The sequence below is a fragment of the Streptomyces sp. NPDC005151 genome (assembly GCF_053599875.1).
Map to the genome: position 1 here is coordinate 1 of NZ_JBSFYR010000081.1, position 25,289 is coordinate 25,289.

A 25,289-nucleotide genomic window follows, 5' to 3' on the forward strand; every position below is an offset into this window, starting at 1 on the left:
GCCCGTCGAGTACGAGACCAACCACTACATGGAATCCACGAAACCCCAGGTCACAACCACCATCTGAGATCTCTACCGAACCCGGGGCGGTTCACGGCGACTCTTTCGAGTTTGTACAGCAGGTGGGGCGCACTGTGGGCGGGTACTTTCCATCCCCGCGATCCGGCGGTTGGCGGTGTTGATGGAGAAGCATGTGATCCGAATGCCATCGGCATCGCCGATCTGGAGCCCAGCGCCGAAATGTGGCCGCCTCTCACGCACGATGGCGCGTCCCCGTAGGCCGCCCAGTCCGACCGTCGTCGGCGAGTTCGGCGACCCAGGCGCCACATTTCCATCTGATGCGGGCGAGGAGGCGTATGGAGGCATCGGCGGGCACGATGCTGCGTCCCCTCCCAGCCGCGGGGCATGTTCCAGTAGGGGTAGCGCCGAGGTAAGCCCAAAAGCCGCCAGTACTTGATCTTGATGTCCTGTGTGACTCCTCTGCGCCGCCCTTTTTACGTCGTCAAGGCTGCGTTCGTGCGTTCGTCGTGTTCGCGCAGCATCCGCATGACGGTGGGGGGGTGAGGGGTGCTGGCCCTTCTTTGCGCCCGTGGTGATGACGAGCCGGGCGGCGATGTCGCGCAGGCTCATCTCCTGGCCACGTAGATGGAGGGCCATGGACAGCATGGAGTCGTCGGTGACGCCCGCGCCGCCGATGGTCTTGCCGCGCTTGCGGGCGCTCTCGTGGCCTTCGAGGGTGCGGTCGCGGATGTACTCGCGTTCCATGCCGGACATGGCCGCCAGCACGGTGAATACGATGCCGGAGGGGTCGTGCGAGCCCTTCAGCTCCCCGGTGAGGAACTCCAGGCCGACATCGTTCGCCTTCAGCTCCTCGGCGAGCATGGCGAGTTCGATGCCGCGGCCGAGGCGCTTGTGTTCGTGGACGACGAGGGTGACGCGCACGCCGGAGGAGCGGATCTCACCGGCGAGCTTCACGGCGGCCTCCAACTCGGGGCGCCTGTGCGCGAGTGGAGATCTTCTCCGAGAAGACCCGGGTCACCCCGGCCTCGGCAAGGGAGTCGAGCTGCGCGTCCAGGGACTGCCGGGCGGTCGAGGCGCGGGCGTACCCGAGGCGGACGTGCCCGACCGGTGTGGTGCCGGCGCTCGCGGGTCTGGGCAGTTCGGTCCAGGCTGAGCCCGGCTTGCGCACGGCGGGGGTCGGCACGTTGAGCACCTTGGCGAGTTGGGGCACGAGGCGGAAGCGGGCGGTGTGGTACTGGATGGCCACCTTGTTCTTGCCGGTGCGGCACGGCGAGCCCGCCGGGGCGGCGCAGGTGGACATCGGACAGTCGTGCGATTCTACGCGCTTGAAGTCGTCGCTTACGAGCCCTGACTGTTTCATAGATGCGTTTCAGGTGTCCGGCCGTTTGCAACAACCCATGAAACATGAAACTCGCAGCATGATCGGCGGCTGTCGCCGTGTTTCACAGGCGACCACCTATGAAACAGAACGCGCGGCGCCCGAAGGCATCACCGTGCCGCCTGAGGAACGACCACGGTCGGCCCTCGTAGCAACCCGCGCTGTTCGGCCCCGCATTGCAGCGATGCGGGGCCGAACAGCGCAGTCGTGTCCGCCGGTCCACAGGCGATCACTCGTCGACCACTGCCCCAGCTCACCCTTCTCGCGGTCGGCGGAGTTGGCATGAGCAGTTCGGCGAGGCGACGGTGGTCGTGATGGCGCGGGCGGTCCGGGGCAGACTCCGCTTCTCTGAGCCGGCTAGATCCCGGTGTCGGGGTCGGTCATTCGTTGCGGAGCTTGCCGAACTCTTCGATCAGCACGGGATATTGCTCTCCGCCGTGTCCGGCGGCGATCGCCCGGTCGGCCATAGTCTTGAGCAACTTCGGCAGTTCGGCGTTCACCCCCACTGCCTCGCTCTCCTCGATCAGGTGCTCCATCGCCCGTGCGTCGGTCTCCAGGGCGGATACCTCGGCCGGGAAGGAGCCGCTGTCGATCTGCTCGGCGTATCCAGGCAGCCATTCGGCCACACCGGCGGCGATCTGCCGCGCGAACGGTGCATACGTCGCGGCGTCGACGCCAGTCGTCCTGAGCATGGCCGTGCCCTGGAGCCACGCGTTCAGGACGCTCCACATCATGGCCAGGCCGGCCACGTCGTACAGCGACGCAAGCCCATGGTCCGCCCCCAGGTAGGCGACGGTGCCGAGCGCGCCGAGTGTCGACTCGTGCGCCTCGAAGTCCGTCTGCGGCCCGCTGTGCAGAATCACCGCATCGGCGGTGCCGATGGCCGACGGGACGGCCATGATGGCGCCGTCCAGGTAGCGGGCACCACGCTGCTCGGCCCATCGGGCGGCTTCCCTGGCCTGGGCCGAGCTCCCCGAGGTCAGGTTGATCAACATCGTGCCGTCCAGCTCGACATCGTTCGCGCCGAGGAGCTCGTACAGGGCCGGGTAGTCGGTGACGCAGATGATCGTCAGCGAACCCGCCTTGAGCGCGTCGCCAACGGTCGGCGCTAGCCGTGCACCCTCGGCCACCAGTTGGTCAGCTTTGGAGGACGTGCGATTCCACACGGTGGTGGGATGCCCGGCTTTCAGGAACGCGCCGGCGAGTGCCTGGCCCATCAGGCCGAGTCCGATGATGGTCACGGGTGTTTCGGTGCTGTTGTTCATGACAGCATCGTCAACGTTGATACCGGTGTGAAGGTCAAGCGAGGTTGCGATGCGGATCGGGGAACTGAGTCGTCGGACGGGAGTCCACACTCATCAGTTGCGCTACTACGGGGCCCAGGGGCTGCTGGAGGCGGACCGTGGCGCCAATGGTTATCGCGAGTACGACGAGAACGCCGTACTGCGGGTGAAGCAGATCCGGCACCTGCTCGGTGCCGGTCTGTCTTCCGAGGACATCGCGTACATGCTGCCATGTGCGCTCGGAGAGGCCCCGGAGCTGCCCAGGTGTCCCGAGTTGCTGGCCGCGATGCGGTCACGGCTGCAGCGACTGAACGATCAGATGGCCAGCCTCGCCCAATCTCGCGACGCTCTTGCCGCCTACATCGATGCGGCCGAGCGAACGGGCAGCGAGAGCTATCCACCCTTTGACGATGCTGACTTGGAGCCTGTCCCCGCCTAAGGAGCCGCGGTGTTGGCCACGGCCCGAGCAGTGCCAACGCAACGGCGGCAACGCCGTCCCGGGGCTGCGGCCGGATGTGCGCCCTCCTGTCTCCCGTCGCCTTGACTGTGCCCGCCAAGACGCCGTGACTGGGCCGGTGTTCTGTCGCGTCAGGCAACTGCACCGAATCCGGAGGCGGCTGGTTCCTGCTCGCGGAGCTGAGTGAAGTCGACGTTCAGCTTCGGGTCGTACGCCTCGGGCTGGATGCCGAGTTCGTGGGTGGAGTACTCGCCGAACCGTTTGATGTGCTCGGTCAGGTACGGCGAGATGTGGGCCAGGTCCTCGGGGTCGATCTCCCAGCCCTCCTCCAGGAGCTGGCGGACGATCTCCGCGATGTCCAGGGCGTTGTGGAAGATGACCGCGTTGGTGAGCAGGGCGTTGAACTTCATCGTCTTCTCCTGCTCGATGGGGTCGTTGTCGGCGATGACGCCCTGGTTGCCGAAGCCGACCCACTGGGAGAACCGGTTGAACGACTCGACCTTGTTCGTCGCCGCGGTCACCCGCCGGCGAAGCGGCGCGTCCGAGAGGTAGCGCAGCAACTACCTGGCCAGCCCCGACCTGCGCCGCGAGATCCACGGCGGCCTCCAAGTCGTGGAGAACTGGAACAGCGCGAACACCGTCCTGCACTACGGCAAGGACGGAGCCCTGACCGGCCCGGACAAGGAGCATGCCGAGACGTCGATGCTTGCGCTCCACCTACTGCAGTCCGCGCTCGTGCACATCAACACCCTGCTCGTCCAGCGGGTGCTCACCGAACCGGTGTGGGCGAAGAAGCTCACCGACGGGGACCGGCGCGGCCTGACCGCACTGTTCTGGTCCAACATCAACCCCTACGGCACGTTCCGGCTGGAGATGGACAAGCGGCTCGACCTGGCGCCGAGCGCTGCCGTACCCCACCCCCGAACCCCGCTGGATGCCGCCCACGCCCATCCGGCAGAGCCATAGGAAAGGGACTGTCACCCATTGGCTGTGTCGGTGCCAAGGGCGCGACCGTGCAGCTGGACTCGGTGAGGGCGAACGGCCTCTTGGCGGCGAAGCTCCTGCGTGCCCGGCAGTCCGCGGCCCGCAGCCTCTCGGCGGGTGACGACCTGCTGGTCGTGCTTGATGCGGGTGAGGAAGAAGTCCCGGACGTCCTGGGCGAGCAGCTTTGGCACCTCCATCGCGGCGAAGTGGCCGCCGCGGTCGAACTCCGACCAGTGCCTGATGTCGTACAGCCGCTCGGCCAGCGGTCGCACCGACTGGGTGATGTCGTGTGCGAACACCGCCACGCCGACCGGTACCGGGCACGGCTCGATCCGCCGCGGAGAATCGTGGTGCAGCCGTGCCGAGGAAGCGGCGGTGGCGGTCAGCCAGTACAGCGAGATGTTGGTGAGCATCCGCTCGTCGCTGATCGGTGAGCGAGGGTCGTTCCACTGTGCGAAGCGCTCGGCGATCCAGGCCAGCTGGCCGACCGGTGAGTCGGTCAGCGCGTAGCCGATGGTCTGCGGGGTGGTGGCCTGCAGGGTCTGGTACGGCGGGCGATTGGCCATCAGCTGCCTGGGGAAGGATGTCTTCTACATCCCCGGTGGCAAGCGGGAAGGCGCAGAGAGCGACCTGGATCCGTGAGGCCGGCATGGGTGAGGGGATGCAGCTCCGCCCACGCCGGGCAACCCCAGTTGGGGTCCCTGCGCGGCGTGGAACGCGGTGAAGAAGGTGCCGAACAGGCCGCCCGTCACGATGGCCAGCAGGCTCCCGGCGATGCTCAGGCCGAGGCTGGCGCCCACCACGCCGGTGAGCGCGGTGGCGACGTTCGCGTTGGGATCCCATGGGGACGGCGTCCTTGATCGTGCCGACCGCGGTCACCAGGGCGTCCGTGAGGACCGGGCCAGGAGTCGGAGAGCCGACCATGTGCTGGTCGTCGTCGATGGTGCCGCGGACGGTGACGCCAGGCAGTTCGTACAGCTGGGTCAGTATGGTCGTGAAGCCGTCCCAGACCGTCTTGCCCTGGCCTATGGGCAGGTCGAAGAAGTTCTGGTCCCCTGTGCTCGGCCCGAACACCACGACGGTACCGCTCGCGGTGACCCGGTCGATCGCCTCGGCCAGACTCGTCCCGCCGACCGACTCGTTGATCAGATCGAAGAGCCCGGACGCCGAGGCGGGTGTCGCCACAACCTCGGCCGCGCCGAGGGCACGAAGGTCCTGCGTATGCCGCTCCGTCGCGACGGCGACGACGTACGCGCGCTGCGCAGCGGCGAGCTGGACCTGCAAGTGGCCCAGGGCTCCGCCGCGCCGGTGACCAGAACGCGATGGCCGGGCCTGAGGCTGCCGGTACGCAGGGTACGAAGAGCGGTCGTCCCCGCCATGGGAAGTGCCGCCGCCGCGGTGTCCACCTCCGGCGGCAGCGTGCCGATCCGGTTGGTGGACACCGCGACGGACTCCGCCCAACCGGCCTCGTCGGCCAACGCGACGACGTGGGTACCGGCCACGGGACCGGACCCGTCGGCCGCGGCGCGCGTCACCACTCCGGCCACGTTCTGACCGGGCCGCCAGCCCTCGGCTCGCGCGGCAAGAAGGCGCAGCTCACCACGGTTGAGCGAACTGGCCCGGATCTGGATCACCGCCTCTCCTGGCTGGGAGTCCGGCTCCGGCACGTTCCGCATGGCCAGGCCGCCGGGGGCACCGAGCGGGGTCACCAACGCTTTCATGATCGTCCCCTTGGAGTAGGCGGACCGCTACGGGCCTCGGTGTTCGCCCGGGTGGACACGCCCTTCTCCTTCGGGAGCGGTGTGCCCGCAAGGTCGGGAGCGCGTTACCAGCCTCGGTCGCGCCCGTTACGGAAACCGGTCTCTGTTGCCCCCCGGTGTCGCGCACCCGGGATCAGGACCGTCGTCGCGGCGACCGGAGGGAAGGTCAGCCCAGCTTCATGACGTAACCCGCGTGGTGCAGTTCGTCGCCCTTGAACTCTCCGTAGGCCCAGAAGCCGAGGTCGTCCAGGTAGTCGATGCGGTCACCGTCGACCCAGTAGCTGCCCTGATAGGCGTGCAGTCGGCCGCCGCGGGTCTCGTCGTAGCGGCCGTCGGCGGTGAACTCCTGGTGCAGGAAGTCGTTCCTGTCGATCCAGACGCCGACCCGCGGGCTGCCCGTCAGGTCCGGTGCGGCCGGGATGCCTGCCTCGGGGGAGGTGGCCCGGCCGGGGGCGGCAGTGCCGGCCCACAGAACGGGCACGCCGTCCGCGAGCAGTGCGCGGACCTGCTCCGGCCGGGACATGAGCGTGGCCACCGCGCTCGGTACGTCGGCGGCGAGTGCGTCGGGCACCACCAGGAAGTCGGTGGTGTTGCCCGGGGTCAGCGTCGCGACGTACTCCGAGCGGCGGCCACGGCCGCCGACCAGCGCGATGGTGTCGACGACGGCGGGGACGACGGTCATGCCGGTGCAGTCGACAACGATGGCGTTGTCGTCTCCCGCTGCGGTGATGATGCCGGGGCCGACGCCCACGAGCGGGGAACCGACGAACAGCACGTCGGCGCCGGTCATCGTACCGATCAGCGGGTCCGTCGTCAGGATCCGGGCGTTGGTGAACAGCACAGGGCGGCCCGCGTCGTTCGCGAGGATCTCGTCGAGGGCCTTGGCGTTCCAGGCCGCGACGTCCGTGCCGGTGAGGCCCGTGTCGGTGGTGCTCATTGCGTGCTCCTCAGATGAGTTGGGTCATGGGGCGGCGCGGTGCGCGAAGCGCGCTCCAGTCGGCCGAGGCCCGTGGTCCACGGCTTCAAGCCGCTGTCGCATCACCAGACTCTCCGCGCCCCGAAAACGGAACCAGGCCGCCCTGTCCCTAGGTGTCGGACACCTACGATCCGTAAGGGCGCGTCGGCCGGCGGACCAGGGCAGCCTCACGCAGACGGCACAAGGCCCAGAAGGTCATCGGCGATCTCGTTGAGGTGGATGTGGTGTGCGGTTTGGAGGCGATGAAGACGAACGTCTCGCCGACCCGTCGAAGTCGGTGACAGCCGGTAGCCGAGTATCTGCCGCACCGCGCTGCTGGTGCGGGACGCGAAGGCTCTGGCCGCTCGCGATGCTGGGTGCGCGGCACCCAGGAAGCGCTCACCTGGGCATACGGCGGCCTGGCTACCGTCGGGCGCCGGGCCGACCGTGGAGGCATGACCAGCAACGACACGCCCCACGACCCGCACCCGTACATCGGGATGTGGGTGACCGCAGATGGATTCATCCGTCAGGAGCTACTGCCGAACGGCCGCTACGACGAGGCCCGCGGCAACCGGCAGAGCGCCTACACCGGCCGCTACACCGTCACCGGCAGTCACCTCGACTACGTCGACGACACCGGCTTCACCGCCACCGGCGACATCCGCGACGGAGTCCTCTTCCACGAGCACCTCGTGCTGTACCGCGAGGGCGACGAGCGCGCCCGGCAGGGAGCCTGACCATGACGGAGGTCCAGTGCGGGTGACCGCCTCCGCCACCCCGGATCAGGTGTGGGACCGCATCAGTGACTTCTACGCCCTCCACACCTGGCAGCCGTTGATCACAGCAGCCATCACTGACCCGGAGCACGCCGACACCCGCGTTCTGCCGCGGGTGTCGGCGGCACCGCGGTCGAGCAGCTCATCGAGCAGACCGGCCGCTCCTGCCGCTACCGGTTCCTGAGCGCTCCCCTGCCCGTACAGGACTCCGAGGGCCTACCCGCCGTCCACGACGACCCCGACTCGGGGCAGTGCCGGGGTCACCTGGGATGCCACGTTCGAACCTGCCGGCGCCGACGAGAAGACGTCAAGGCCGTGATCACCGCAATTCTGCAGGCCGACCCGAAGCCCTCAAGTAGTCCCTCAGACGACCTTCTATCCTCGGTTCGCCCTGGAGGCGGCACCGAAGGACGGCTTCCATGTGCTGCGTCACACCTACGCCTCGATTCTGCTGGAGTCGGGAGAGTCGGTGGTGACGTTGGCGCAGTGGCTCGGGCACTCCTCGCCGGCCATCACGCTCGGTTACTATGCTCACTTCATGCCGGAGGCTGGGAGTAAGGGCGCGCGGCGATCGATGGGCTGATCGGGAAGCAGGGAGTTTCGCGTGCCAGTCAAAACTCCCCAGATTCTCCCCAGGGCTGATCGTGGCCGATGGACCGGCTATGCGCGCTTGGAGCTGTTCGTGGATTGCAAGGCTAAAGACTTGGGTGGCCTGGGAAAATGCTGAATGAGGTGACTGCGACCCGCTATATCACGCCCTTGCGTGAAGGCGGCTCGCTCCCCGGGATCGTCGAGGCCGACGATCTCGGTACGTACGTCATGAAGTTGCCCACCTGGAAGCGTTGACCTGCGGAGATTCGACTTAATCAGCCTCGGAACTGCGGAGATGGGTCTTTCGGGATCTTTCAGGGTGGGGCCGCGTTACGTAGCCGATTCTCCCCACGCGCTCCCCAGCAGAGTCTGTACTCCCCAGATTCTCCCCGTAGACGCCCTGCGGCAGAGACCGAGGCGGTCTTGGATGGTGACCCACCTGAGGCGTTGCGGCAGGCACGCTGAGTTACTTGTTGCCGCGAGGCAGAAGCCTGTATGCAGGTTCTCGGGTGATAGGCCGACTCGTTCGCCACATCGAAGTGATCGCGCTGGAAGGCGACAGCTGCGAAATGAGCGGACAGTACCTCGGGTGGATTTCCGCCGAGCACGCGGGAATAACCAACATCAACTGACCCGACGAAGGCTTTCCGCCGGCAGGAAAGAGGCACGATCCAGACGGCCCTGACACGCGCAGGCAACTTCGATCTGTTCCCGATGACGCACCACGTGGAGTGCGTGGCGATCCTTGAGGCTTCCGAAAAGGGCCGCTGAACTGGGCCTATGTCCAGTGTGCATGGGGTGCGTCAGGACGTCTCTTCACGGCACCACTGTAGGTCGCTCCGCTGCCCCGACAAGGGAACTCGCCCCGCCGCGACCTGCTCGCCCTTCCGGGGCGCCGACGGCGCGTCCGCCCCTTGGCGGCGGTCGATCAGCGACAGGAGCGGGCCGGTCATCGAGGTGGTGACCACCGCCATCACCAGCAGCGCCAGATACAGGCCGGAGGTGAGCACTCCGGCGCTGTACCCAGCCTGGAGCAGGACGATCTCGGTGAGCCCCCGGGTGTTGAGCATGACGCCGACGCGAAGCGCCTCGGCGCGCCCCTCCCCGCCCAGGCGGGAGACCGCGTAACCGCCGCCGATCTTGGAGAGCACGGCCAGGACCGTCGCCAGGATCGCCACCAGCCAGGGGACGCCGCCCGAGGCCGTCCATATCTTCAGCCCGGTGGCGATGAAGAAGACCGGCACCAGCCACAGGCCCAGCGTGGACACCCAGCGGACCGATGCGTCCCAGTGCGGCGAGTCGGGCGGGATGATCAGCCCCACCACGAACGCGTCGAAGATCGCGGTGAGCCCCCGGGACTCCGCCACGTCCGCCGCCAGGCGGCTGTGGCCGGCGTTGGCTGGACGGTCATGCCAGGGGGAGGGGTGACGAACCCGTCGGGATGGAGGCTGCTGGGGTGGAGTGCGCCGACGGAGCCTGTGCTCCGCATGCAGGCGGCGAGGTCCCCCTGCCAGACGTGCATCGCGTAGGTCTCGACCCTCACGGTCCACTGGCCTGGAGGGTGCTCGGTCACGTCGCGGGCGTTCACCGGGCTGGGAAAGCAGCGCGAGTTCGGTGAGGTTCACAGGCGGTTCCTTCGAGGGGGAGGGCAGAGCGGCCCCCCGTTGGTGGGGAGTTGCGAGGTCAGCGACGGGCGGCCGTGCGGGATGTGTCCGGAGGTGCGGCGGCCGGTGCCTTCGTGGGCGGCGCGGGCGGCTGGCCCGTTGCCGCGGTGGGCCAGGCGGCGGGGTTGCTGAAGTCGGTGCGGGGGGCGGCGTCCCAGCTGACGACGGGACCGGATGCGGCTTACTGCGAGGGGATGACTTCGATGCCATGGGGGTGCAGGACGTATCCCCACGCCAGGTCCTGGCCGGCGGCGGTCGATTCGGTGACCGACATGCGGGTCGGCGGGGAGCCGTCCGGGGTGATCAGGTTGTCCAGGTGCGGCTGGGCCACTGGTCTCCGCCGGTGAGCGCGGCCCCCATCTCGGGCGGCGCCCCTCGAGGAGGTCGCTGCCCAGCTCCTCCCATCCGACGGCGACGTCGTCCACGAGATGCCGCGTCATCGCGTCCAGGTCACGGTCGAAGCGGTGCCCGGCTTGTCAGGCATGGCGACGCACCATTTCGCTCAGTGGTTGATGTTGCTGCCCGTCACACGCTAAGCGGCCGCTGACGGGGCCGCCACTGTTCACGGGCGGCCGGCGTTCCTCTTCGTCAACCAGGACCGACAGGCCCAGCGGGCGATCCCCCCGACAGCGAGGGAGAGCAGGATGGCGCCCCAGTCGATGACGTGCGGCAGTCCGGGGAAGAAGGCGAAGAAGCCGAGGGTGACGACGAGGGCCGCGACGAACGCGGCGATCCCGGCCTGCCGTCGGGTCCGCCCTGCCTCGTCCTGCTCCTGCTGCTGGTCGTTCATGGACGGCATCAGAAGAACCTCGCTGTCCGGGCTGTGGTTCTGCCCGACGGGACAGTTCACCGCTCCGAGCGATCAGGGTGTCGGCGTGCTGACCAGCAGCAAGTGCGGTCGCCCGCCCGCTCGGTGGGAGCGGGCGGGCGACCTGGTGGGGGTGGGGTCAGTTGGTGACGATGGCCGGGTCGCTCACTCCGGACGCGCCGGTCTCGACGTGTCCGGCGAAGCGGCGCAGGAAGGTGCTGTCCGTGTCGGAGACGACCGACACGTCGTACCAGCGCCGGCTCCTTCCCAGCTTCACCGTGTGGTTCGCGACCGCGCCCGGGCGCACGGTGACGGTCTCGTCCTGGCCCCCGTACGCGTTGGTGACCGTGAGGTGGGCGACGCCGGTGCCCGGGTTGGTCAGGGTCAGGTCGAGGTTGGCGGTGGTCGCGTTGTGGCGGGCGGTGACCTCGGGGCCCGCCTCCGCGCCCGGGTTGCGGAAGGTACGCAGGAAGCCGTTCGGGCCGTGGACGGTCAGGTCCGTCACACCGTTCGAGTACTGCGTGTTCCAGGTGTCGGCGATCGACTTACCCGCCTCGGTGGTGTAGGTCCAGGGAGCATCGGTGCGGTTCGCCGAGGTGACGTAGAACTGCGCACCGGCCTCCGGGCCGCCGCTGAAGGCGAGCGTGAACTTGCCGGTGCTCGTGTTCGCGGAACCGTCCACGCACGGCTCGTACTTGAGCGGTCGGGTCCGCTTGGAGCCCGGCTCCTGCTTCGGCATGGTGCCGACGGCCGGGGCGGTCGGGCGGAAGTCGGGGTGACGGTTGCGGTCCGGCGGGTAGTACCCGTCGGTCGACGGCAGGGCGGCCGGCTTGGTCTTCGTACGGGCGAAGTCGAACGCGGAGCTCAGGTCACCGCAGACAGCCCGCCGCCACGGCGAGATGTTGGGCTCCTGGACCCCGAAGCGGGCTTCCATGAAGCGGATGACCGAGGTGTGGTCGAAGGTCTCGGAGCAGGTGTAGCCGCCGGTGCTCCAGGGCGAGACGACGAGCATCGGAACGCGCGGGCCGAGACCGTACGGGCCGGCGACGTAACCGGTCTTGCCGGGGAAGTAGTCGAGGGCCGTGGGAGTCGTCGACAGGCCCTGGGCGGCGGAGCCGGGGGCGTACGGCGGCACGATGTGGTCGAAGAAGCCGTCGTTCTCGTCGTACGTGATGAAGAGAGCGGTACGGGCCCACACCTCGGGGTTGGACGTCAGCGCGTCCAGCACCTGCGCGATGTACCAGGCGCCGTAGTTCGAAGGCCAGTTGGAGTGCTCGGAGAAGGCCTCGGGCGCCGCGATCCAGGAGACCTGCGGCAGCCGGTCCGCCTGGACGTCGGCCTTGAGGATGTCGAAGAAGCCATCGCCCGCCTGGGCGTCGGTGCCGGTGCGCGCCTTGTCGTACAGCGGGTTGCCGGGCTGCGCGGTGCGGTACTGGTTGAAGTACAGGAGAGAGTTGTCGCCGTAGTTGCCGCGGTAGGCGTCGGGGATCCAGCCCCAGCGGCCGGCGGCGTCGAGGCCGTTGCCGATGTCCTGGTAGACCTTCCAGGAGATGCCGGACTGCTCCAGGCGCTCGGGGTAGGTCGTCCAGCCGTATCCGGCCTCGGCGTTGTTGAGGACGGGCCCGCCTCCAGTGCCGTCGTTGCCGGTGTGGCCGGTCCACAGGTAGTAGCGGTTCGGGTCGGTGGAGCCGATGAACGAGCAGTGGTACGCGTCGCAGATGGTGAAGGCGTCGGCGAGGGCGTAGTGGAAGGGGATGTCGTCACGCGTCAGGTGCGCCATCGTCGTGGCCGTCTTCGCGGGCACCCACTGGTCGTACTTGCCCTTGTTGAACGCCTTCTGGCCGCCCGCCCAGTCGTGGTTGAGACCCTGGAGGAACTCCATGCCGAGGTCGTCGCCCGGGGGCCTGAAGGGCAGCACCTCCTTCTTGTTGGCGTCCTCCTGCTGCCATACGGACTTGCCGCTGGGCAGTGTGACGGGACGCGGGTCACCGAAGCCCCGTACGCCCTTCATCGCACCGAAGTAGTGGTCGAAGGAACGGTTCTCCTGCATCAGCACGACGATGTGCTCGACGTCCTGGATGGTGCCGGTGGCGCCGTGCGCGGGGATGGAAGCGGCCCGGGCGATGCTGCTCGACAGCGCGGTGAAGGCGGCGGTGCCACCGGCGAGCTGCATGAACCGGCGGCGGTTGAGTTCTGCCATGGAAGTGACCTCTGCAAGCGTGACGGGACAGAAGCGAGTGGGGTGCTCCAAGCACAGCGAGTGCTACGGAAGACGCCGTTGCGTCACCGTGAAAGTTGTCCATACAAGAGACGAACGACGTGGCTGCCCCGAGCTCACTCCTCGGCTCGTCGCACCCTCGGGCCGGTGCCGGCACCGGCCCGAGGGGCGCCCTAGGTCTCGGGGAGGGTGGACAGGGTGAGCCCTCTGACGAATTCGTTCCAGGCGGCGATGAACGTGAGCGGCTTCTTCCAGGGCGATCGGGATGGACCGGAAGAAGGCCGTGTTGGTAGAACTCCCGGTAGAGACTCACGAGGAGCGACGTCCGGCTCCCAGATCAACGACTCACCCTGCGCTGCTCGCCCGTCCGGGCCGTCGCTGGTGGTCGGTGAAGTAGTCGACGACCTCGTCCGCGGGGCGGGGCACGCGCTGAGGCGCGCCGCCGGAACGGAGGGACTCCGTCGCGGCGACCCCGGCGGCGACGGCGTCGCGGGCGCCGACCGGGGAGGTGTCCGTGGGCACCCCGTCCCGCACGAAGCGGACGAACTCCTCGGCCGTGAGACGGTCGGCGTCACCGTGCCCGTCCGCGTCGCCGACGATCGGGTACGCCACATGCCCCTTCTCGAGGTAGCCGACCCGCTTGTTCCAGACCCGGATCTCGCCGCCCTCGCCGTCGCCGAAGTTCTCCAGGCGACCCTCCGTCCCGATGACCGTGTAGTTGCGCCAGTAGTCGGGCGTGAAGTGGCACTGCTGGTAGCTCGCGAGGACCCCGTTGTCGAGACGCATCATCATCATGGAGATGTCCTCGACGTCGATGACCGGGTTGAGGTCGGCCTGATCCAGCGGCGGCCAGTTGTCGGCGGAGTACCAGTCACGCATCCGTCGATCGCTGTTGTCGCGGCGCGACTTGACCTGGCCGTAGACCATGAGGTCGCCAAGACCCACGACCTCCCGGGTCGAGGAGCCCGCGAGCCAGTGGATGACGTCGAGGTCGTGGGCGCCCTTCTGGAGGAGGAGGCCGGTCCCCCGCGCTCGCTCGGCGTGCCAGTCCTTGAAGTAGAAGTCGCCACCGGACCCGACGAAGTGCCGGCACCAGATCGCTTTGACGTCGCCGATCTCCCCTCGGGCGATGATCTGCTTCATGAGTCGCACGACGTTCATGTGGCGCATGTTGTGGCCGACGTAGAGTTTCGCTCCGGTACGCAACGCGGTCGCGAGGAGATCGTCGGCGTCCGCCGTTGTGATCGCAAGGGGCTTCTCGACGTAGACAGCCACCCCTGCCTCGAGGAGACGGGACGCAACGGCGTGGTGGGTGTCGTCCGGACTCGTGATGATGACGCCGTCGATGTCGGGGTGCTCGGCGAGGAGCGAGTCCAGGTCCGGCAGGAGCGGCAGGTCGCCGAACAGCTCGCGGGCTCGGTCGGCGACCCCCGGGTCGGGGTCGACGAGGGCGACGAGCTCAGCGCCGGCCGGCTCCAGGTGCTTTCCGAGGCCGGCGCGGGCGCCGACGCCCACGAGGGCAGCGCGGAAGGAAGTATTGTCGCTGGGCACAGGGGTCTTCCTTGTCTTCGAGACGATGACAGCGCCCCGGCACGCACCGACTGGTCGATGGATCAGTGCGTGCCGGAGAGTCGGTGGGGACGGGATCAGGCCGGCTTCAAGTTCTTGAAGTAGAGCGTGACGTTAGGGCCGGACCCGACGCTCGAACCCGGGTAGGGCACGTAGTCGGGACGGTCCTCCGGCTTCGGGACCCCGGTCCACTTGCGGCCGGACATGGAGACGTACTGACCGCCCTGGTTGTAAGTGATGTACGGCACCTCGTCGACGACGATCTTCTGGATCTGCTGGACCTTCGACACGACCTCGTCCTGGTCGACCGAGGCCGCGATCTCGTCGAGCAGGCGGCTCACCTCGTCGTTGCCGTAGCGACTGAGGTTTGCACTCGCCTTCTCACCGATCGGCACGATGTCCCTCTTGTTCAGGGACTTGTAGAAGTCGCCGGCGAGGTTCTCGCTCGGGCCGAAGTTCATCGCGATCGTGTACTCGCCCTTCTGGAGCTGCTCGTAGTGCTGCGCGTCCGGGATGCGCTGCACCTGGAGGTCGAGACCAAGGACGTCCTTGACCTGGCCCTTGAGCCCATCGCAGAAGATGCCCCAGTTCGCGTACTCCGTCACAGCCTTGATCGTGAGGGCGTAGCTCTTGCCGTCCTTGACGAGCTTGCCGCCCTCCACGGTCCAGCCACCGGCCTCGAGCTCAGCCTTGGCGGCTGCAGCGTCCTGGGCGACGGTCTTGCCGCGGAACTCGGGGGCGATGACGTCACCCCACACGAGCTCGGACATCCCGGTCACGTTCGCCAGCGGCGTGCCGATGTCCGCGAGCGACAGCATCTTCTTGAAGTCGAACGCCTTTGCGAGCGCACGGCGTGCGTGCACGTCGTTGAACGGCGCCACCGCGCAGTTGAACTGGATCGCGGTGCCACCCCCGGTGGGAAAGACCCGGTAGACGTTGTTGTCCGCGTTCTCAAGCGTCGTCTTCGCGTCCGGCCACGCCATCGTCGCGGCATCGACCTTGCCCTGACGGATCAGGGCCTTGCCGGAGTCCTCGTTGCCGTAGACCGCCCACTTGACCTGCTTCACCTGGCCGAGGCCGCCGCCCCAGTAGTCCTTGCGGACGTCGAGCGTGACCTGCTGGGGGGAGAACGCCGAGATGACGAAGGGGCCCGTGCCGACCGGCTTGGGATTCGTCCACGTCTCGAGCTTCTCGGAGCCGAATATGTGGGCCGGGAGGATCGAGGCCAGGCCCGCAGCGACCAGGTTCCCCAGGCTGCCCTTGGCGAAGACGACCTCGACGGTGTTCTCGTCGACCGCCTTGGCACTCTTGACCCCGAGGTCAGTGACGACGAGGGACGTGCCCTTGAAGCGCGTCGCCGCGGTGAGCGTGAAGACGACGTCATCGGCGACGAACTTCTTGCCGTCGGACCAGGTCACGTCCTTGCGCAGGTGGAAGGTGATCGTCGTGGCGTCCGGGCTGATATCCCATTTCTCGGCGAGCCACGGCCTCGGCTCGTTGCCGTGGAACCGGTCCAGCCGGAGCAGCGGCTCGTAGAAGTAGGCCGTTCCGGCGCCGGTGTTCGCCGCAGGGCTGAACGGGTTCCAGTTCGCGTAGAGCTGGGTGATCGGCCCAGTGAAGTTCACGGTGACGACGCCGTCGCTGGCGCCGGCCGCCGCGGACGAGCCCTTCCCCTTCGTCGAGGTGCGCTCGGTGCTGCACGCACTCACGAAGACGAGGGCCCCGAGCGAGGCTCCGAGGAAGGCTCTCCGGGTGGGCTGCGAGGTGGTGGGTGACATGGTGATCCTCCGGGGACGGGTGATGGTCGGTCTCGGCGTGGGCTGGGGGCTGCCGACTGCGGGTGTGGACCCTCGGGAAGGGTCAGGGGCGCTGGGGTGCGGGGGATGCTGACCTGTTTGAGGCGTATGCCGGATCGAGGAGCCAGCACCGGGCCCACTGGGCTGAAGCTTCGCCCTGGCTGTCCGGCGAGACCTGCGCACCAGGCTCTGTCGCGGACAGCTCCGGTGGCGGGGAGGTGCGACAAACCTCCATAGCGACCGGGCACCGGGGATGGAAGCGGCAGCCCGTGGGTGGGTCGGTGAGGTCCGGCGGCTCCCCGAGGTCCTCGACGTCGAAGAGGGCCTCGCGGCCGAGCCCCTCGGCGCGGTCCGGGTCGGGCGAGGAGTTGAGGAGCAGCCGCGTGTAGGGGTGGGACGGTGCCTGGATCACGTCCTCCGTGGGACCGGCCTCGACGACCTGGCCGGCGTACATGACGACCACGCGGTCGGCGATGTAGCGAGCGGAGGCGATGTCGTGCGTGATGTAGAGGAGAGCGAGGCCCTCCTCGTCGCGCAACCGGCCGAGGAGGTTGAGGACGTTGAGCCGGATCGAGACGTCGAGCATCGAGATCGGCTCGTCGCCGAGCATGACCTCGGGTCCGACCGCGAGCGCGCGCGCGATGACGATGCGCTGACGCTGGCCTCCGGACAGCTCGTGCGGGAACTTGTCGATGAAGTCACGGGCAGGCTTGAGATTGACGCGCTCGAGCAGCTTGAGCACTGCGTCCTCGGCCTGCTTCGTCCCCCGGGCTCGGCCGTGGAGCTTCACAGCCCGGCCGAGGATGTGTCGGATGCTCTTGAGCGAGTTGAGCGACGCGAACGGGTCCTGGAAGAGCAGCTGGACCTTGCCGTAGTAGTTCCGGGCCTGACGGCCGGTCACCGACGTCACCGCGGTGCCCTCGAGCTCGACGGTCCCGTCCGTCGGCGGGTAGTACAGCGAGAGCATCTTGGCCAGGGTCGTCTTGCCCGAGCCGGACTCGCCGACGAGCGCGACGACCGAGCCCTTGCGCAGGCTGAGGGACACATCGTCGACGGCGCGGACGACACCGCGTCCCGAGCCCCGGCCGACGGGGAAGTGCTTGGTCAGCCGGACGGCGCGCAGCGCCGGCACCGCGGGCGTCTCGCTCGTGTCTGGTACGGCGGTCATGCGGGGACCTCCTTGGTTACGGCATGCGCGCTCTCGCCCGCGGGGGCGGAGCCCCGCTGGAAGCACGCGACGATGCGCTCACCGACCGGCAGGAGCTTCGGTACGGCCGAGTCGCACTCGGGTCCGGCCTCGGGGCAACGCGGCGCGAAGGGGCAGCCGGGCGGCGGGTTGTGGGGATCCGGTGGCGATCCCGGGAGCCCCTCCATCCGGCGGACAGGCGCGTGGAGTGGCGGGAAGGAGTCCCGCAGGGCACGCGTGTAGGGGTGCTCGGGGGCTGCGCACAGCTCGCGCGCTGCGCCCACCTCGACGAGGCGACCGGCGTACATGATGGCGATGCGGTCGGCGACCTCGAGCAGGAGCGAGAGATCATGGGTCACGAAGATCACCGCGAACCCTTGGCGCTGCTGGAGGTGGAGGATCCGGGTCAGGATCGCGCGCTGCATGACGACGTCGACCGCTGTCGTCGGTTCGTCCATAACGACGACGTCCGGGTCGCACGCGAGTGCGAGGGCGATGAGCGAGCGCTGCCGCATGCCACCGGACATCTCGTGCGGGTACGCGTCGACCCGGTCGCCCGCGATGCCCACCAACTCGAGGAGCTCGCGGGCCCGCTCCCGGGCTGCCGCCTTCGACATCTTCGGGTCGTGCGCCCGAAGGACGTCGACGAACTGGGCGCCGAGCCGGGTCACTGGGTTGAGGCAGTCCATCGCGCTCTGCATGACGATCGACAGCTCGGACCAGCGCAGCATCCGCACACCGTCCTCGGACAGGCCGACGAGGTCGACCGGCTCCGCGTCGGGACGGTGGAGGAGGATCTGGCCGCCGGCCGTGACCGCCGGAGCACGCTGGAGGCGCATGAGGGCGGTCACGAGGGTTGACTTGCCGGACCCGGACTCACCGGCGAGGCCAAGGATCTCGCCCCGGTGGAGTTGGAGGTCGACGGAGTGGACGGCACGGACGGCGCCTCGCCTGGTCAGGTAGTCGACCGAGAGGTCACGGACCTCGAGCAGCAGTTCGTCGGTGGTCACGCTGTTTCCGCCTTCCGGTGGGCCGCGGCGCTCGTGGCGCGGGCACGGAGCCGCTTCTGGTGCGCCTCGAAGCGGCGGACGACCGAGCGGTTGGCCGTGCGCAGCCGTGGGTTGCTCACCTCGTCGAGGCCGAAGTTGACCAGCGCCGTCGCGGTGCCGACGAGGGCGATGCAGAGGCCGGGCGCGGCGAACCACCACCACATCCCGTAGGTCAGGGCGCCCGCGGCCTGGGCATTGCTGATCATGGTTCCCCACGAGATCGCACCCTGGGTCGAGACGCCGAGGAAGTTCAGGCCGGCCTCGGCGAAGATGCCGGCGACGGTCGCGCGGAGGAACATCGCCGACAGGATGCCGCTCAGGTGCGGGAGGACCTCGGAGACGAGCAGTCGCCACGTCGGCTCGCCGAGCATCCGGCTCGCGACGGCGAAATCGCGGGAGCGCAGGGACAGAGTCTGGCTGCGGAGGTAACGGGCACCGCCGGGCCACTCGAAGACGCCGATGAGCACGGCCATCGAGGCGAGGCCGATCGCCGCCGTCTGGGCGCCCCCCTGCGAGCTGATGTAGCCGGCGACGATGAGCGTAAGCGCGAAGGACGGCAGCGTGAGGAAGAGGTTGGTGAAGGCGTTGAGTCCCTGGTCCACATACCCCCCCATGAAGCCGCCCGTGATCCCGACCAGCCCGGCGAGCACCGTCGCGATGATCGCGGACACGAGCCCGACGATGATCGAGCCGCGGGCGCCGCTGATCGTCTGGGCGAGGACGTCCTGGCCACTGCTGTTCGTGCCGAGCGGGTGACCTCCGACGAAGGGGCCGGTCCGCAGGTGGTTGTAGTCGACCTCGAACGGGCCGTGCCCGAGAAGCGCGTTGATCTGATCACCGAGGATCGCGACGAGGACGAAGGCGAGCAGAATCGCCAGTCCAATGCGGACCCGTCGGTTACTGAGGAATCCTTGGAACATCAGCGGTTCTCCCTCGTCCGCGGGTCGAGCAGTCCGTAAGTCAGGTCGGCGACGAGGTTCGCGGCGATCGTGATGAACGTGAGCATGAGCAGGATGGTCTGCATCAGCGGGAAGTCGTGCCGCAGGATCGACTGCTGCAGGAGCAGCCCCATGCCGGGGTAGGTGAAGACGACCTCGACGAGAATCGCGCCGCCGATGACTCCTCCGATGGCGAGCGCGAGTCCGGTGACGTTCGGGAGCAGGGCGTTGCGGGCGGCGTACGCCAGGAGCACGCGGCGTTTCGACAGACCCTTGGCGCGGGCGAGGAGCACGTAGTCCTCGGTGACCGTCGTGATCATGACGTTGCGCATGGAGAAGAGCCAGCCGTTGAAGCCGAGGAATACGAGTGTCAGGGCGGGCAGGGCGCCGTACTTGAGGACGCTCAGGAGGAACCAGACGTTGTTGAGCTGAAACGGGACCTCGGGGTCGTAGGCGCCAGCGATCGGCAGCCACTCGAGCTTGAAGGCGAAGAGCCACAGCGAGAACAGCGCGATCCAGAAGGCAGGGAGCGCGTGGGCGAAGGTCGTGAGCGGCGCGAAGATCGAGTCGAAGCGGCTCCCCGGGTGGAAACCCATGAACGCCCCGAGGAACGTGCCGAGCAGCCAGGCCGCAAGGGTCGTCGTGCCGATGAGGAGCAGGGTCCACGGCATCGCCTGGAACACCATTGTCGAGACGGGGGTCGGGTAGTTGGCGACGGAGACGCCGAAGTCGAGGTGGAGCAGTCCGTTCCAATAGTCGAGGTACTGCCCGAGAAGGCCCTGCTGCGGATTGCCGTAGAAGTGCTGGATCGCCGTCACCTGTTCGGGCGTGGGCGCCGATCCGGTCTGGTACTGGATCTGGCGGAGGGCGGCTGCGCCGGGGTCGCCCGGCATGAACCGCGGAATCAGGAAGTTCAGGGTGACCGCGGCGATCGTCGTGCCGAGGGTGACGCCGAAGCGCCCCAGGAGAAACGCCGCGGTGCCCGCGAAGCGCAGTCGGGTCCGCTCGGCGCGGGTCGGCGCCGAGTCAGCCGGCGGGGCAAGTGTCTGCATCACTGCACCGCCCAACGGCGGGTCCCTCTGGACCTGGCAAACGGAGGTTCTTCCTCACAAGCGATCATGAACACCATCTCTCTTCGCGCCCGCAGGCATGTGGACAGACTCCTCTAGGCGCTGCGAGACAGATCGTGCCATCGCACCGCGTGGTGGAGCGGACGACCCTGGGCGACGCGCGCGACCTCGTCGACGACGAGAGCACCCATGCGCCACAGCTCACGGCCGAGCGATCCGGCGACGTGGGGCGTGATGACGACGTCGTCGTGGTCCCACAGGGGCGAGTCGTCCGGGAGGACGGGCGGGTCGGTCACGTCGAGGACGGCGCGAAGGCGCCCGTCCAGCACCGCAGCCGTGAGCGCGTCGGTGTCGACGAGTGCGCCCCGGGCCGTGTTGACCAGAGTCACTCCCGGTTGCATGAGGGAGATCCGGCGAGCGTCGATCATGTGCCGGGTCTCGGGCAGGTCGGGGGCATGGAGCGAGACGACGTCGCTGGTCGCGCAGAGCTCGTCGAGGTCGACAAGGGTGGCGCCGAGCGCGGTGATCTGCGACGCCTCGACGTAGGGGTCGCTCACGACCACCTCGAGGTCGAAGGGGCGCAGGAGCTCGGTGACCCGGCGTCCGATCCGCGAGGCTCCGACCAGGCCGATCCGCTTGGCGTAGTTGCCGATCACCGAGCCGTGCGCGTCGAGGTCGGGCTGGCGTCGCTCCCGGTGGAACCGTCGCAGTGTCGTCGGAACTCCCTTGTTTGCGAGGAGGATCATCGCGAGCGTGTACTCCGCGACCGGTACGGCGTTGGCGTCTGCTGCGGAGGCGACCTTGATGTCACGGCGCCAGAAGGACGGTGGCAGGTGGTGCTTGACGGAACCGGCCGCATGGAGCACCCAGCGCAATCGGGGCATCGCGTCGAGGACCTCGTCGGTCAGCTCGGGGGTGCCCCAGCCGGTGATGAGCACCTCCACGTCGTCGCGCGCCCACGGCAACGGGTCCTCCGCCGCCCCTGCGACGGGGCGAGCGCAGCGCTCGAGCCGAGCCAGGTCAGTCGCGGAGAACAGTCGATCGCGCAGGGCGGGTGACATGGCGAAGGCGACGACCGGACGTGCCGGCGTCGACATCGCCTCGGGGGATCGGCCGTCCGGGCCACGATCCGGTGCAGTTGAGCTCACGGTCCCTCCTCGGGGTGCCCGCGCAGTCAAGCCCGGGCGGCCGCGATGTCCCAGCCCTCACCGCCGAATCGCTCAAAAACGATCACTCAAGTGCCCGGTGGCGGCCCGCTCGACTCCCGGACGACGAGCCGCGGCACGAGCGAGAGCCGCTGCTTGACGGCTTCCGGCCCCTGTGACAGGCGCCGGACCGCCGCCTCGACGGCCGAGCTGCCGATCTCTTCCTTCGCCGGCGCGATGGCGGTCAGCTGCGGCTTGCCGAGTCCGGCGATCTCGTCGTCGTAGGCGATGATCGACAGGTCTTCGGGAACCGTGAGCCCGCTCTCCGCCGCGATGCGGGCGAGGAGCATGGCGTCACCGTCGTTGTGGACGACGACCGCCCGAGTGTCCGTCCGCAGGCACGTGTCGAGCAGGGCCCGCAGGCCGCGGGCGTTCTCGTCGGGATGGGACTCGACCCGGGGGACGATGACCGGGGCCATGCCGTGCTCGACCACCCCGGTGGCGACGGCTCGCTCGTACCCCTCGAGGAGCCACGGCGTCGGCGGCGAGCACCGCTTGACCGAGAGCGCTGCTCGTCGGTGACCGAGGCAGGCGAGGTGCTGCAGGGCGATGAGGGCCCCCGCGGCGTGGTCGGTGCGGACGAACTCGTGCTCCGAGCCGGCCTCGAGGTGCCGCTCCACGAGGACGACCGGGACGCCGAGGTCGGGGACGTCCGGGGACGGGTCGAGCGGACCGGCCGCGACGGCGGTCGAGAAGAGGATCGCCTCGGCACCGAGCTCCACGAGCCGCTTGAACTGCTGCAACTCGTCCTCCTGGCTGTAGTTCGAAACGGCGAGGACCAGGCGTACGCCGAGCCGCGCCGAGGCGATCTCCGCTCCTCGGATGACCGGCGCGTAGTAGTAGTCAGAGGCCGGCACGACCATGCCGACCACCCCGCTCACGCCGGTCAGCTTGTGCCGTCCGGGGCCTTGGGCCGACGAGGGGAGCGCGGCGCCGCCGTGCACCCGGACGAGGAGCCCTTCGTCGACGAGCACCGTGAGGTCGCGACGCGCGGTTGCGACGGAGACCGAGAAGCGTTCGACGATCTCGTCGACGCGGACGGCCCCCCGGAGTCGGGCCAGGCGGAGGATGATGTCGCGGCGCTGGGCCGCGAGGCGTTCCGCCATGGATTCTCCTTCGGTGGGAACCGGGCCGCCGGCGCGCGTGAGCGGTTCTGCTCGGACCGTGGACGCAAGGATAGGACCCGTACGACGATGCCGGGCATGTCCTCAAGCTTTATGGCACACGACAGGTTCCGCCTCCCACGGCCCGACCTGTCGCTCAGCCCGTACACCGGGTACACGCGTGCGCACTGGATCGCCGTCGCGGACCAGCTCCTCGACCGGGTCCAGCGGTTCGCCTCTCCCACCGGGGCGCGGATCCCCCTGCCGGGGCGCGCCTCGGGCTCGGGTGAGCAGTCCGACGCGCTCGAGGGCTTCGCTCGAACCTTCCTCCTCCTAGCGCTCCGGACCGCCACCGAAGGCGGCCGCGAGGACCTCCTCGAGAGATACGCCGAAGGGCTCGCCGCGGGCGTCGACCCCGCGAGTCCCGAGGCGTGGCCACGGATCACCGACCCGGTCCGGCAGACCCTCGTCGAGGCGGCCTCGATCGCGATCGCCCTCCATCTGACCCGCGCCCGGGTCTGGGACCGCCTGGCGGAGCGGACGCGTCAGCACACGACCGAGTGGCTCCGGGGAGCGTCCGGGCTCACGATCCCGGACAACAACTGGCACCTGTTCCGCGTCGTTGTCGGAGAGTTTCTCGCCTCGGTCGGCGCGGACCACGACCGGGGTGAGCTCGAGCGCGACCTCGAGCGCGTCGAGGAGTTCTGGGTCGGGGACGGGTGGTACAGCGACGGCCCGCACGCGGCGTACGACCACTACTGCGGCTGGGCCATGCACACCTACCCGGTCCTCATCGACCTGATCACCGGGCCCCGCCCGTCCAGCCCGCGCGCGCAGGAGCGGCTGCGGCGGTATCTCGAGGACGCGGTGGGCCTCGTCGGGTCCGACGGGTCACCTCTCTTCCAGGGGCGCTCGCTGATCTACCGGGTCGCGGCGGCCGCGGCGCCGTGGGCGGGCGCCGTCGCCGGCTGCAGCCCCCTGGCACCCGGCCAGACGCGACGCCTCGCGAGCGGCATGCTGCGCCACTTCGTGGACCAGGGCTTCCTCGGTGCCGACGGAGTGCCGACCCTCGGGTGGTACGGCGCATACCCGCCAATCGTCCAGAGCTACTCCGCGCCGGCCTCACCCTTCTGGCTGGCCAAGGGCTTCCTCGGCCTGCTCCTCCCCGCCGACCATCCGTGTTGGACCGCGCCGGAGGAGCCGCTCCCAGCCGAGCTGGCCGACGACGTCCGTGATCTGCGCGCGCCCGGCTGGACCGCGTCCGCGACCCGGGCCGACGGCCTGGTCCGGATCGCGAACCACGGCAGTGACGGCGTCCTCGGCCCGGCCTTGGTCGGCGACCCGCTCTACTCGCGCCTCGGGTACTCGACCGCGACGAGCCCGACCCCCGACGAGGCCATGACACCCGACAATCACGTCGGTCTCCTCGCCGACGACGGCCGCGTGTCCCGACGGGTGCGGATGCACCGTCTGGGCGAGCCGGCAGACGGGCGGAGCTCGTCCTGGCACGAACCGGCTTGGCGCGACGAGGGGCCCGCCGGCGGCAGGATCACGACGGTGTCCCAGTGGGTCGGCGCGTGGGAGGTCCGAGTCCACGTCGTCGAGGGGGCACCCCCTGGCGCGGAGGTCCTCGAGAGCGGGTGGCAGGTGGCGGGCCGGTACGCGCCGGCGGGGATCGTCGACGCAGGAGGAGTTCGCGCACGCAGCGAACGGCTCACGTCCGCCTTCCTCCCGGTCACACCAGTCCTCAAGCGGGGCATCGCGAGCACGACCGGGACGAGCGCGTTCGGGCCGCATGCCGCGACGCCCTGGGTGCGGAGCCGGGTCGTCGGCGACCGGTCGGTCCACGTGAGTCTGGTCGGCCTGTTCGGGACCGACGCGTCGGTCAGCGAGGCGCCACCCGAGGTGCGCGTCGGCGAAGGCGCCGTCGTCGTCCGGACGGGCGCAGGAGACGAGATCGCGATCCCGATCCCGCCGGACAGTCCCGGGGCCCTGACCTGACGCCGCGGATCAGGCAACGCAGCCGACGAGTGACCTGCCCGCCTCGCGGAGCCACCGCCGTGGCTCTGTGAGTGCGGCCCTCGGCAGATCCTGCGACGCCGGTGAGGGCGCGGCCTCAAGACCTGAAGAAGGACGTCGGGCCGGCCGTCCGGGACCAGGCCGGTGCGCTCATCGCCCCCGACGCCCGGGTCGGCGCCGCGTGCGCGCGGGCCGGCGAGCAGATCAGCGGGTTCCTCGCCGGACCGGTCGGTGACCGGGCACGGAACCTATGCGAGGGACCGCCCTCGGCGACGGCCCGGCGGTCGCGGCGTACCTCGAGGAGCTCGCGGCCCACGCGAACGCCGACGAGGACATGCTCACGAACCAGGCACTCGGCCTCGAGCCCGCGCTGACCGCGCTGACCGCGCTCGAGATCCTGGCCACGGCGCGTGCGTCGGCCTCCTCGGAGGCCCCTGCTGCTCGCTGACGTGGGGC

26 protein-coding genes and 4 pseudogenes are annotated in these 25,289 nt (G+C 69.0%); 10 read left to right on the plus strand and 20 right to left on the minus strand.

The genetic code is table 11. The features are described 5' to 3' along the window. Nucleotides 1-147: 147 nt before the first annotated feature. From ACWD6R_RS31095 to ACWD6R_RS31110, 4 genes and pseudogenes are all read right to left on the minus strand, one after another. Nucleotides 148-325, minus strand: a pseudogene (locus ACWD6R_RS31095) (IS1380 family transposase); the annotation flags it as partial. A 434-nt stretch (nucleotides 326-759) separates the two neighbouring features. Beyond that, nucleotides 760-975 (minus strand): annotated as a pseudogene (locus tag ACWD6R_RS31100) (recombinase family protein); the annotation flags it as partial. Then, nucleotides 959-1,321 (minus strand): zinc finger domain-containing protein, encoded by a 363-nt coding sequence (locus tag ACWD6R_RS31105; RefSeq protein ID WP_451821749.1) that lies wholly within the window; start codon nucleotides 1,319-1,321, stop codon nucleotides 959-961. The gene ACWD6R_RS31105 and the pseudogene ACWD6R_RS31100, both read right to left, overlap by 17 nt. A gap of 458 nt (nucleotides 1,322-1,779) precedes the next feature. Beyond that, nucleotides 1,780-2,664 carry an NAD(P)-dependent oxidoreductase gene (locus ACWD6R_RS31110; protein ID WP_451821750.1) on the minus strand — a complete coding sequence of 295 codons (885 nt, stop codon included), beginning with the start codon at nucleotides 2,662-2,664 and terminating at the stop codon, nucleotides 1,780-1,782. A gap of 49 nt (nucleotides 2,665-2,713) precedes the next feature. Between ACWD6R_RS31110 and ACWD6R_RS31115 the strand changes: the two genes are divergently transcribed. After that, the gene (locus ACWD6R_RS31115) at nucleotides 2,714-3,121 is read left to right on the plus strand and encodes a MerR family transcriptional regulator (protein WP_451821751.1); all 408 of its coding nucleotides are present in this window, start codon (nucleotides 2,714-2,716) and stop codon (nucleotides 3,119-3,121) included. 149 nt (nucleotides 3,122-3,270) lie between these two features. On the opposite strand, the gene ACWD6R_RS31120 is transcribed toward ACWD6R_RS31115, so the two are convergent. Beyond that, nucleotides 3,271-3,699 (minus strand): Tn3 family transposase, encoded by a 429-nt coding sequence (locus tag ACWD6R_RS31120; protein ID WP_451821752.1) that lies wholly within the window; start codon nucleotides 3,697-3,699, stop codon nucleotides 3,271-3,273. Nucleotides 3,700-3,751: 52 nt separating this feature from the next. On the opposite strand from ACWD6R_RS31120, the gene ACWD6R_RS31125 reads away from it, so the two are divergent. Continuing rightward, the gene (locus ACWD6R_RS31125) at nucleotides 3,752-4,105 is read left to right on the plus strand and encodes a Tn3 family transposase (protein WP_451821753.1); all 354 of its coding nucleotides are present in this window, start codon (nucleotides 3,752-3,754) and stop codon (nucleotides 4,103-4,105) included. 11 nt (nucleotides 4,106-4,116) lie between these two features. Here the strand turns inward: ACWD6R_RS31125 and ACWD6R_RS31130 are convergent, their stop codons facing one another. Together ACWD6R_RS31130 and ACWD6R_RS31135 are read right to left on the minus strand one after the other, a co-directional pair. Next, on the minus strand, nucleotides 4,117-4,689 hold the full coding sequence (locus ACWD6R_RS31130; RefSeq protein ID WP_451821779.1) for an alpha/beta fold hydrolase: 573 nt from the start codon (nucleotides 4,687-4,689) through the stop codon (nucleotides 4,117-4,119). 24 nt (nucleotides 4,690-4,713) lie between these two features. Further along, nucleotides 4,714-4,944, minus strand: a pseudogene (locus ACWD6R_RS31135) (hypothetical protein); the annotation flags it as partial. Nucleotides 4,945-5,344: 400 nt separating this feature from the next. On the opposite strand from ACWD6R_RS31135, the gene ACWD6R_RS31140 reads away from it, so the two are divergent. Continuing rightward, nucleotides 5,345-5,677, plus strand: coding sequence for a hypothetical protein (locus ACWD6R_RS31140; RefSeq protein WP_451821754.1), 333 nt, complete (start codon nucleotides 5,345-5,347; stop codon nucleotides 5,675-5,677). 51 nt (nucleotides 5,678-5,728) lie between these two features. Further along, a complete protein-coding gene (locus ACWD6R_RS31145; RefSeq protein ID WP_451821755.1) occupies nucleotides 5,729-5,863 on the plus strand; it encodes a hypothetical protein in 135 nt (44 codons plus the stop codon). Between the two features lie 186 nt (nucleotides 5,864-6,049). On the opposite strand, the gene ACWD6R_RS31150 is transcribed toward ACWD6R_RS31145, so the two are convergent. Further along, nucleotides 6,050-6,820: an Atu4866 domain-containing protein gene (locus tag ACWD6R_RS31150; RefSeq protein WP_451821756.1), complete on the minus strand. Its 771-nt coding sequence runs from the start codon at nucleotides 6,818-6,820 to the stop codon at nucleotides 6,050-6,052. 473 nt (nucleotides 6,821-7,293) lie between these two features. On the opposite strand from ACWD6R_RS31150, the gene ACWD6R_RS31155 reads away from it, so the two are divergent. The 4 genes and pseudogenes from ACWD6R_RS31155 to ACWD6R_RS31170 all read left to right on the plus strand — a co-directional run. After that, nucleotides 7,294-7,578: an Atu4866 domain-containing protein gene (locus ACWD6R_RS31155; RefSeq protein WP_451821757.1), complete on the plus strand. Its 285-nt coding sequence runs from the start codon at nucleotides 7,294-7,296 to the stop codon at nucleotides 7,576-7,578. A 22-nt stretch (nucleotides 7,579-7,600) separates the two neighbouring features. Continuing rightward, nucleotides 7,601-7,801: a hypothetical protein gene (locus ACWD6R_RS31160; protein WP_451821758.1), complete on the plus strand. Its 201-nt coding sequence runs from the start codon at nucleotides 7,601-7,603 to the stop codon at nucleotides 7,799-7,801. A 285-nt stretch (nucleotides 7,802-8,086) separates the two neighbouring features. Continuing rightward, nucleotides 8,087-8,200: a hypothetical protein gene (locus ACWD6R_RS31165; protein ID WP_451821776.1), complete on the plus strand. Its 114-nt coding sequence runs from the start codon at nucleotides 8,087-8,089 to the stop codon at nucleotides 8,198-8,200. Nucleotides 8,201-8,337: 137 nt separating this feature from the next. Further along, a pseudogene (locus ACWD6R_RS31170) lies at nucleotides 8,338-8,442 on the plus strand (HipA family kinase); the annotation flags it as partial. Nucleotides 8,443-9,011: 569 nt separating this feature from the next. On the opposite strand, the gene ACWD6R_RS31175 reads toward ACWD6R_RS31170, so the two are convergent. The 12 genes from ACWD6R_RS31175 to ACWD6R_RS31230 form a co-directional block, all read right to left on the minus strand. Beyond that, a complete protein-coding gene (locus ACWD6R_RS31175) occupies nucleotides 9,012-9,575 on the minus strand; it encodes a cation:proton antiporter (protein ID WP_451821759.1) in 564 nt (187 codons plus the stop codon). Between the two features lie 478 nt (nucleotides 9,576-10,053). Further along, nucleotides 10,054-10,203 carry a hypothetical protein gene (locus ACWD6R_RS31180; protein WP_451821760.1) on the minus strand — a complete coding sequence of 50 codons (150 nt, stop codon included), beginning with the start codon at nucleotides 10,201-10,203 and terminating at the stop codon, nucleotides 10,054-10,056. 231 nt (nucleotides 10,204-10,434) lie between these two features. Further along, nucleotides 10,435-10,662 (minus strand): hypothetical protein, encoded by a 228-nt coding sequence (locus ACWD6R_RS31185; RefSeq protein ID WP_451821777.1) that lies wholly within the window; start codon nucleotides 10,660-10,662, stop codon nucleotides 10,435-10,437. A 157-nt stretch (nucleotides 10,663-10,819) separates the two neighbouring features. Continuing rightward, a complete protein-coding gene (locus tag ACWD6R_RS31190; RefSeq protein WP_451821761.1) occupies nucleotides 10,820-12,880 on the minus strand; it encodes a phosphocholine-specific phospholipase C in 2,061 nt (686 codons plus the stop codon). Between the two features lie 363 nt (nucleotides 12,881-13,243). Next, nucleotides 13,244-14,449, minus strand: a complete 1,206-nt coding sequence (locus tag ACWD6R_RS31195) for a Gfo/Idh/MocA family protein (protein ID WP_451821762.1) — start codon at nucleotides 14,447-14,449, stop codon at nucleotides 13,244-13,246. Nucleotides 14,450-14,544: 95 nt separating this feature from the next. Next, entirely contained in the window at nucleotides 14,545-16,245 is a 1,701-nt protein-coding gene (locus ACWD6R_RS31200) for an ABC transporter substrate-binding protein (RefSeq protein ID WP_451821763.1), read from the minus strand. An 82-nt stretch (nucleotides 16,246-16,327) separates the two neighbouring features. Then, nucleotides 16,328-17,431 (minus strand): ABC transporter ATP-binding protein, encoded by a 1,104-nt coding sequence (locus ACWD6R_RS31205; RefSeq protein WP_451821764.1) that lies wholly within the window; start codon nucleotides 17,429-17,431, stop codon nucleotides 16,328-16,330. Further along, nucleotides 17,428-18,459, minus strand: a complete 1,032-nt coding sequence (locus ACWD6R_RS31210) for an ABC transporter ATP-binding protein (RefSeq protein ID WP_451821765.1) — start codon at nucleotides 18,457-18,459, stop codon at nucleotides 17,428-17,430. Before ACWD6R_RS31210 ends, ACWD6R_RS31205 begins: the two co-directional genes overlap by 4 nt. After that, nucleotides 18,456-19,418, minus strand: coding sequence for an ABC transporter permease (locus ACWD6R_RS31215; protein ID WP_451821766.1), 963 nt, complete (start codon nucleotides 19,416-19,418; stop codon nucleotides 18,456-18,458). The genes ACWD6R_RS31210 and ACWD6R_RS31215 overlap by 4 nt, the downstream gene beginning before the upstream one ends. After that, nucleotides 19,418-20,488, minus strand: a complete 1,071-nt coding sequence (locus ACWD6R_RS31220) for an ABC transporter permease (protein WP_451821767.1) — start codon at nucleotides 20,486-20,488, stop codon at nucleotides 19,418-19,420. The genes ACWD6R_RS31215 and ACWD6R_RS31220 overlap by 1 nt, the downstream gene beginning before the upstream one ends. Nucleotides 20,489-20,601: 113 nt before the next feature. Next, entirely contained in the window at nucleotides 20,602-21,603 is a 1,002-nt protein-coding gene (locus ACWD6R_RS31225; protein ID WP_451821778.1) for a hydroxyacid dehydrogenase, read from the minus strand. A gap of 137 nt (nucleotides 21,604-21,740) precedes the next feature. After that, the gene (locus ACWD6R_RS31230) at nucleotides 21,741-22,817 is read right to left on the minus strand and encodes a substrate-binding domain-containing protein (RefSeq protein WP_451821768.1); all 1,077 of its coding nucleotides are present in this window, start codon (nucleotides 22,815-22,817) and stop codon (nucleotides 21,741-21,743) included. A gap of 96 nt (nucleotides 22,818-22,913) precedes the next feature. On the opposite strand from ACWD6R_RS31230, the gene ACWD6R_RS31235 reads away from it, so the two are divergent. Beyond that, the gene (locus ACWD6R_RS31235; protein ID WP_451821769.1) at nucleotides 22,914-24,815 is read left to right on the plus strand and encodes a DUF2264 domain-containing protein; all 1,902 of its coding nucleotides are present in this window, start codon (nucleotides 22,914-22,916) and stop codon (nucleotides 24,813-24,815) included. Between the two features lie 268 nt (nucleotides 24,816-25,083). Then, on the plus strand, nucleotides 25,084-25,281 hold the full coding sequence (locus tag ACWD6R_RS31240) for a hypothetical protein (protein ID WP_451821770.1): 198 nt from the start codon (nucleotides 25,084-25,086) through the stop codon (nucleotides 25,279-25,281). The last annotated feature ends 8 nt before the right edge of the window (nucleotides 25,282-25,289 follow it).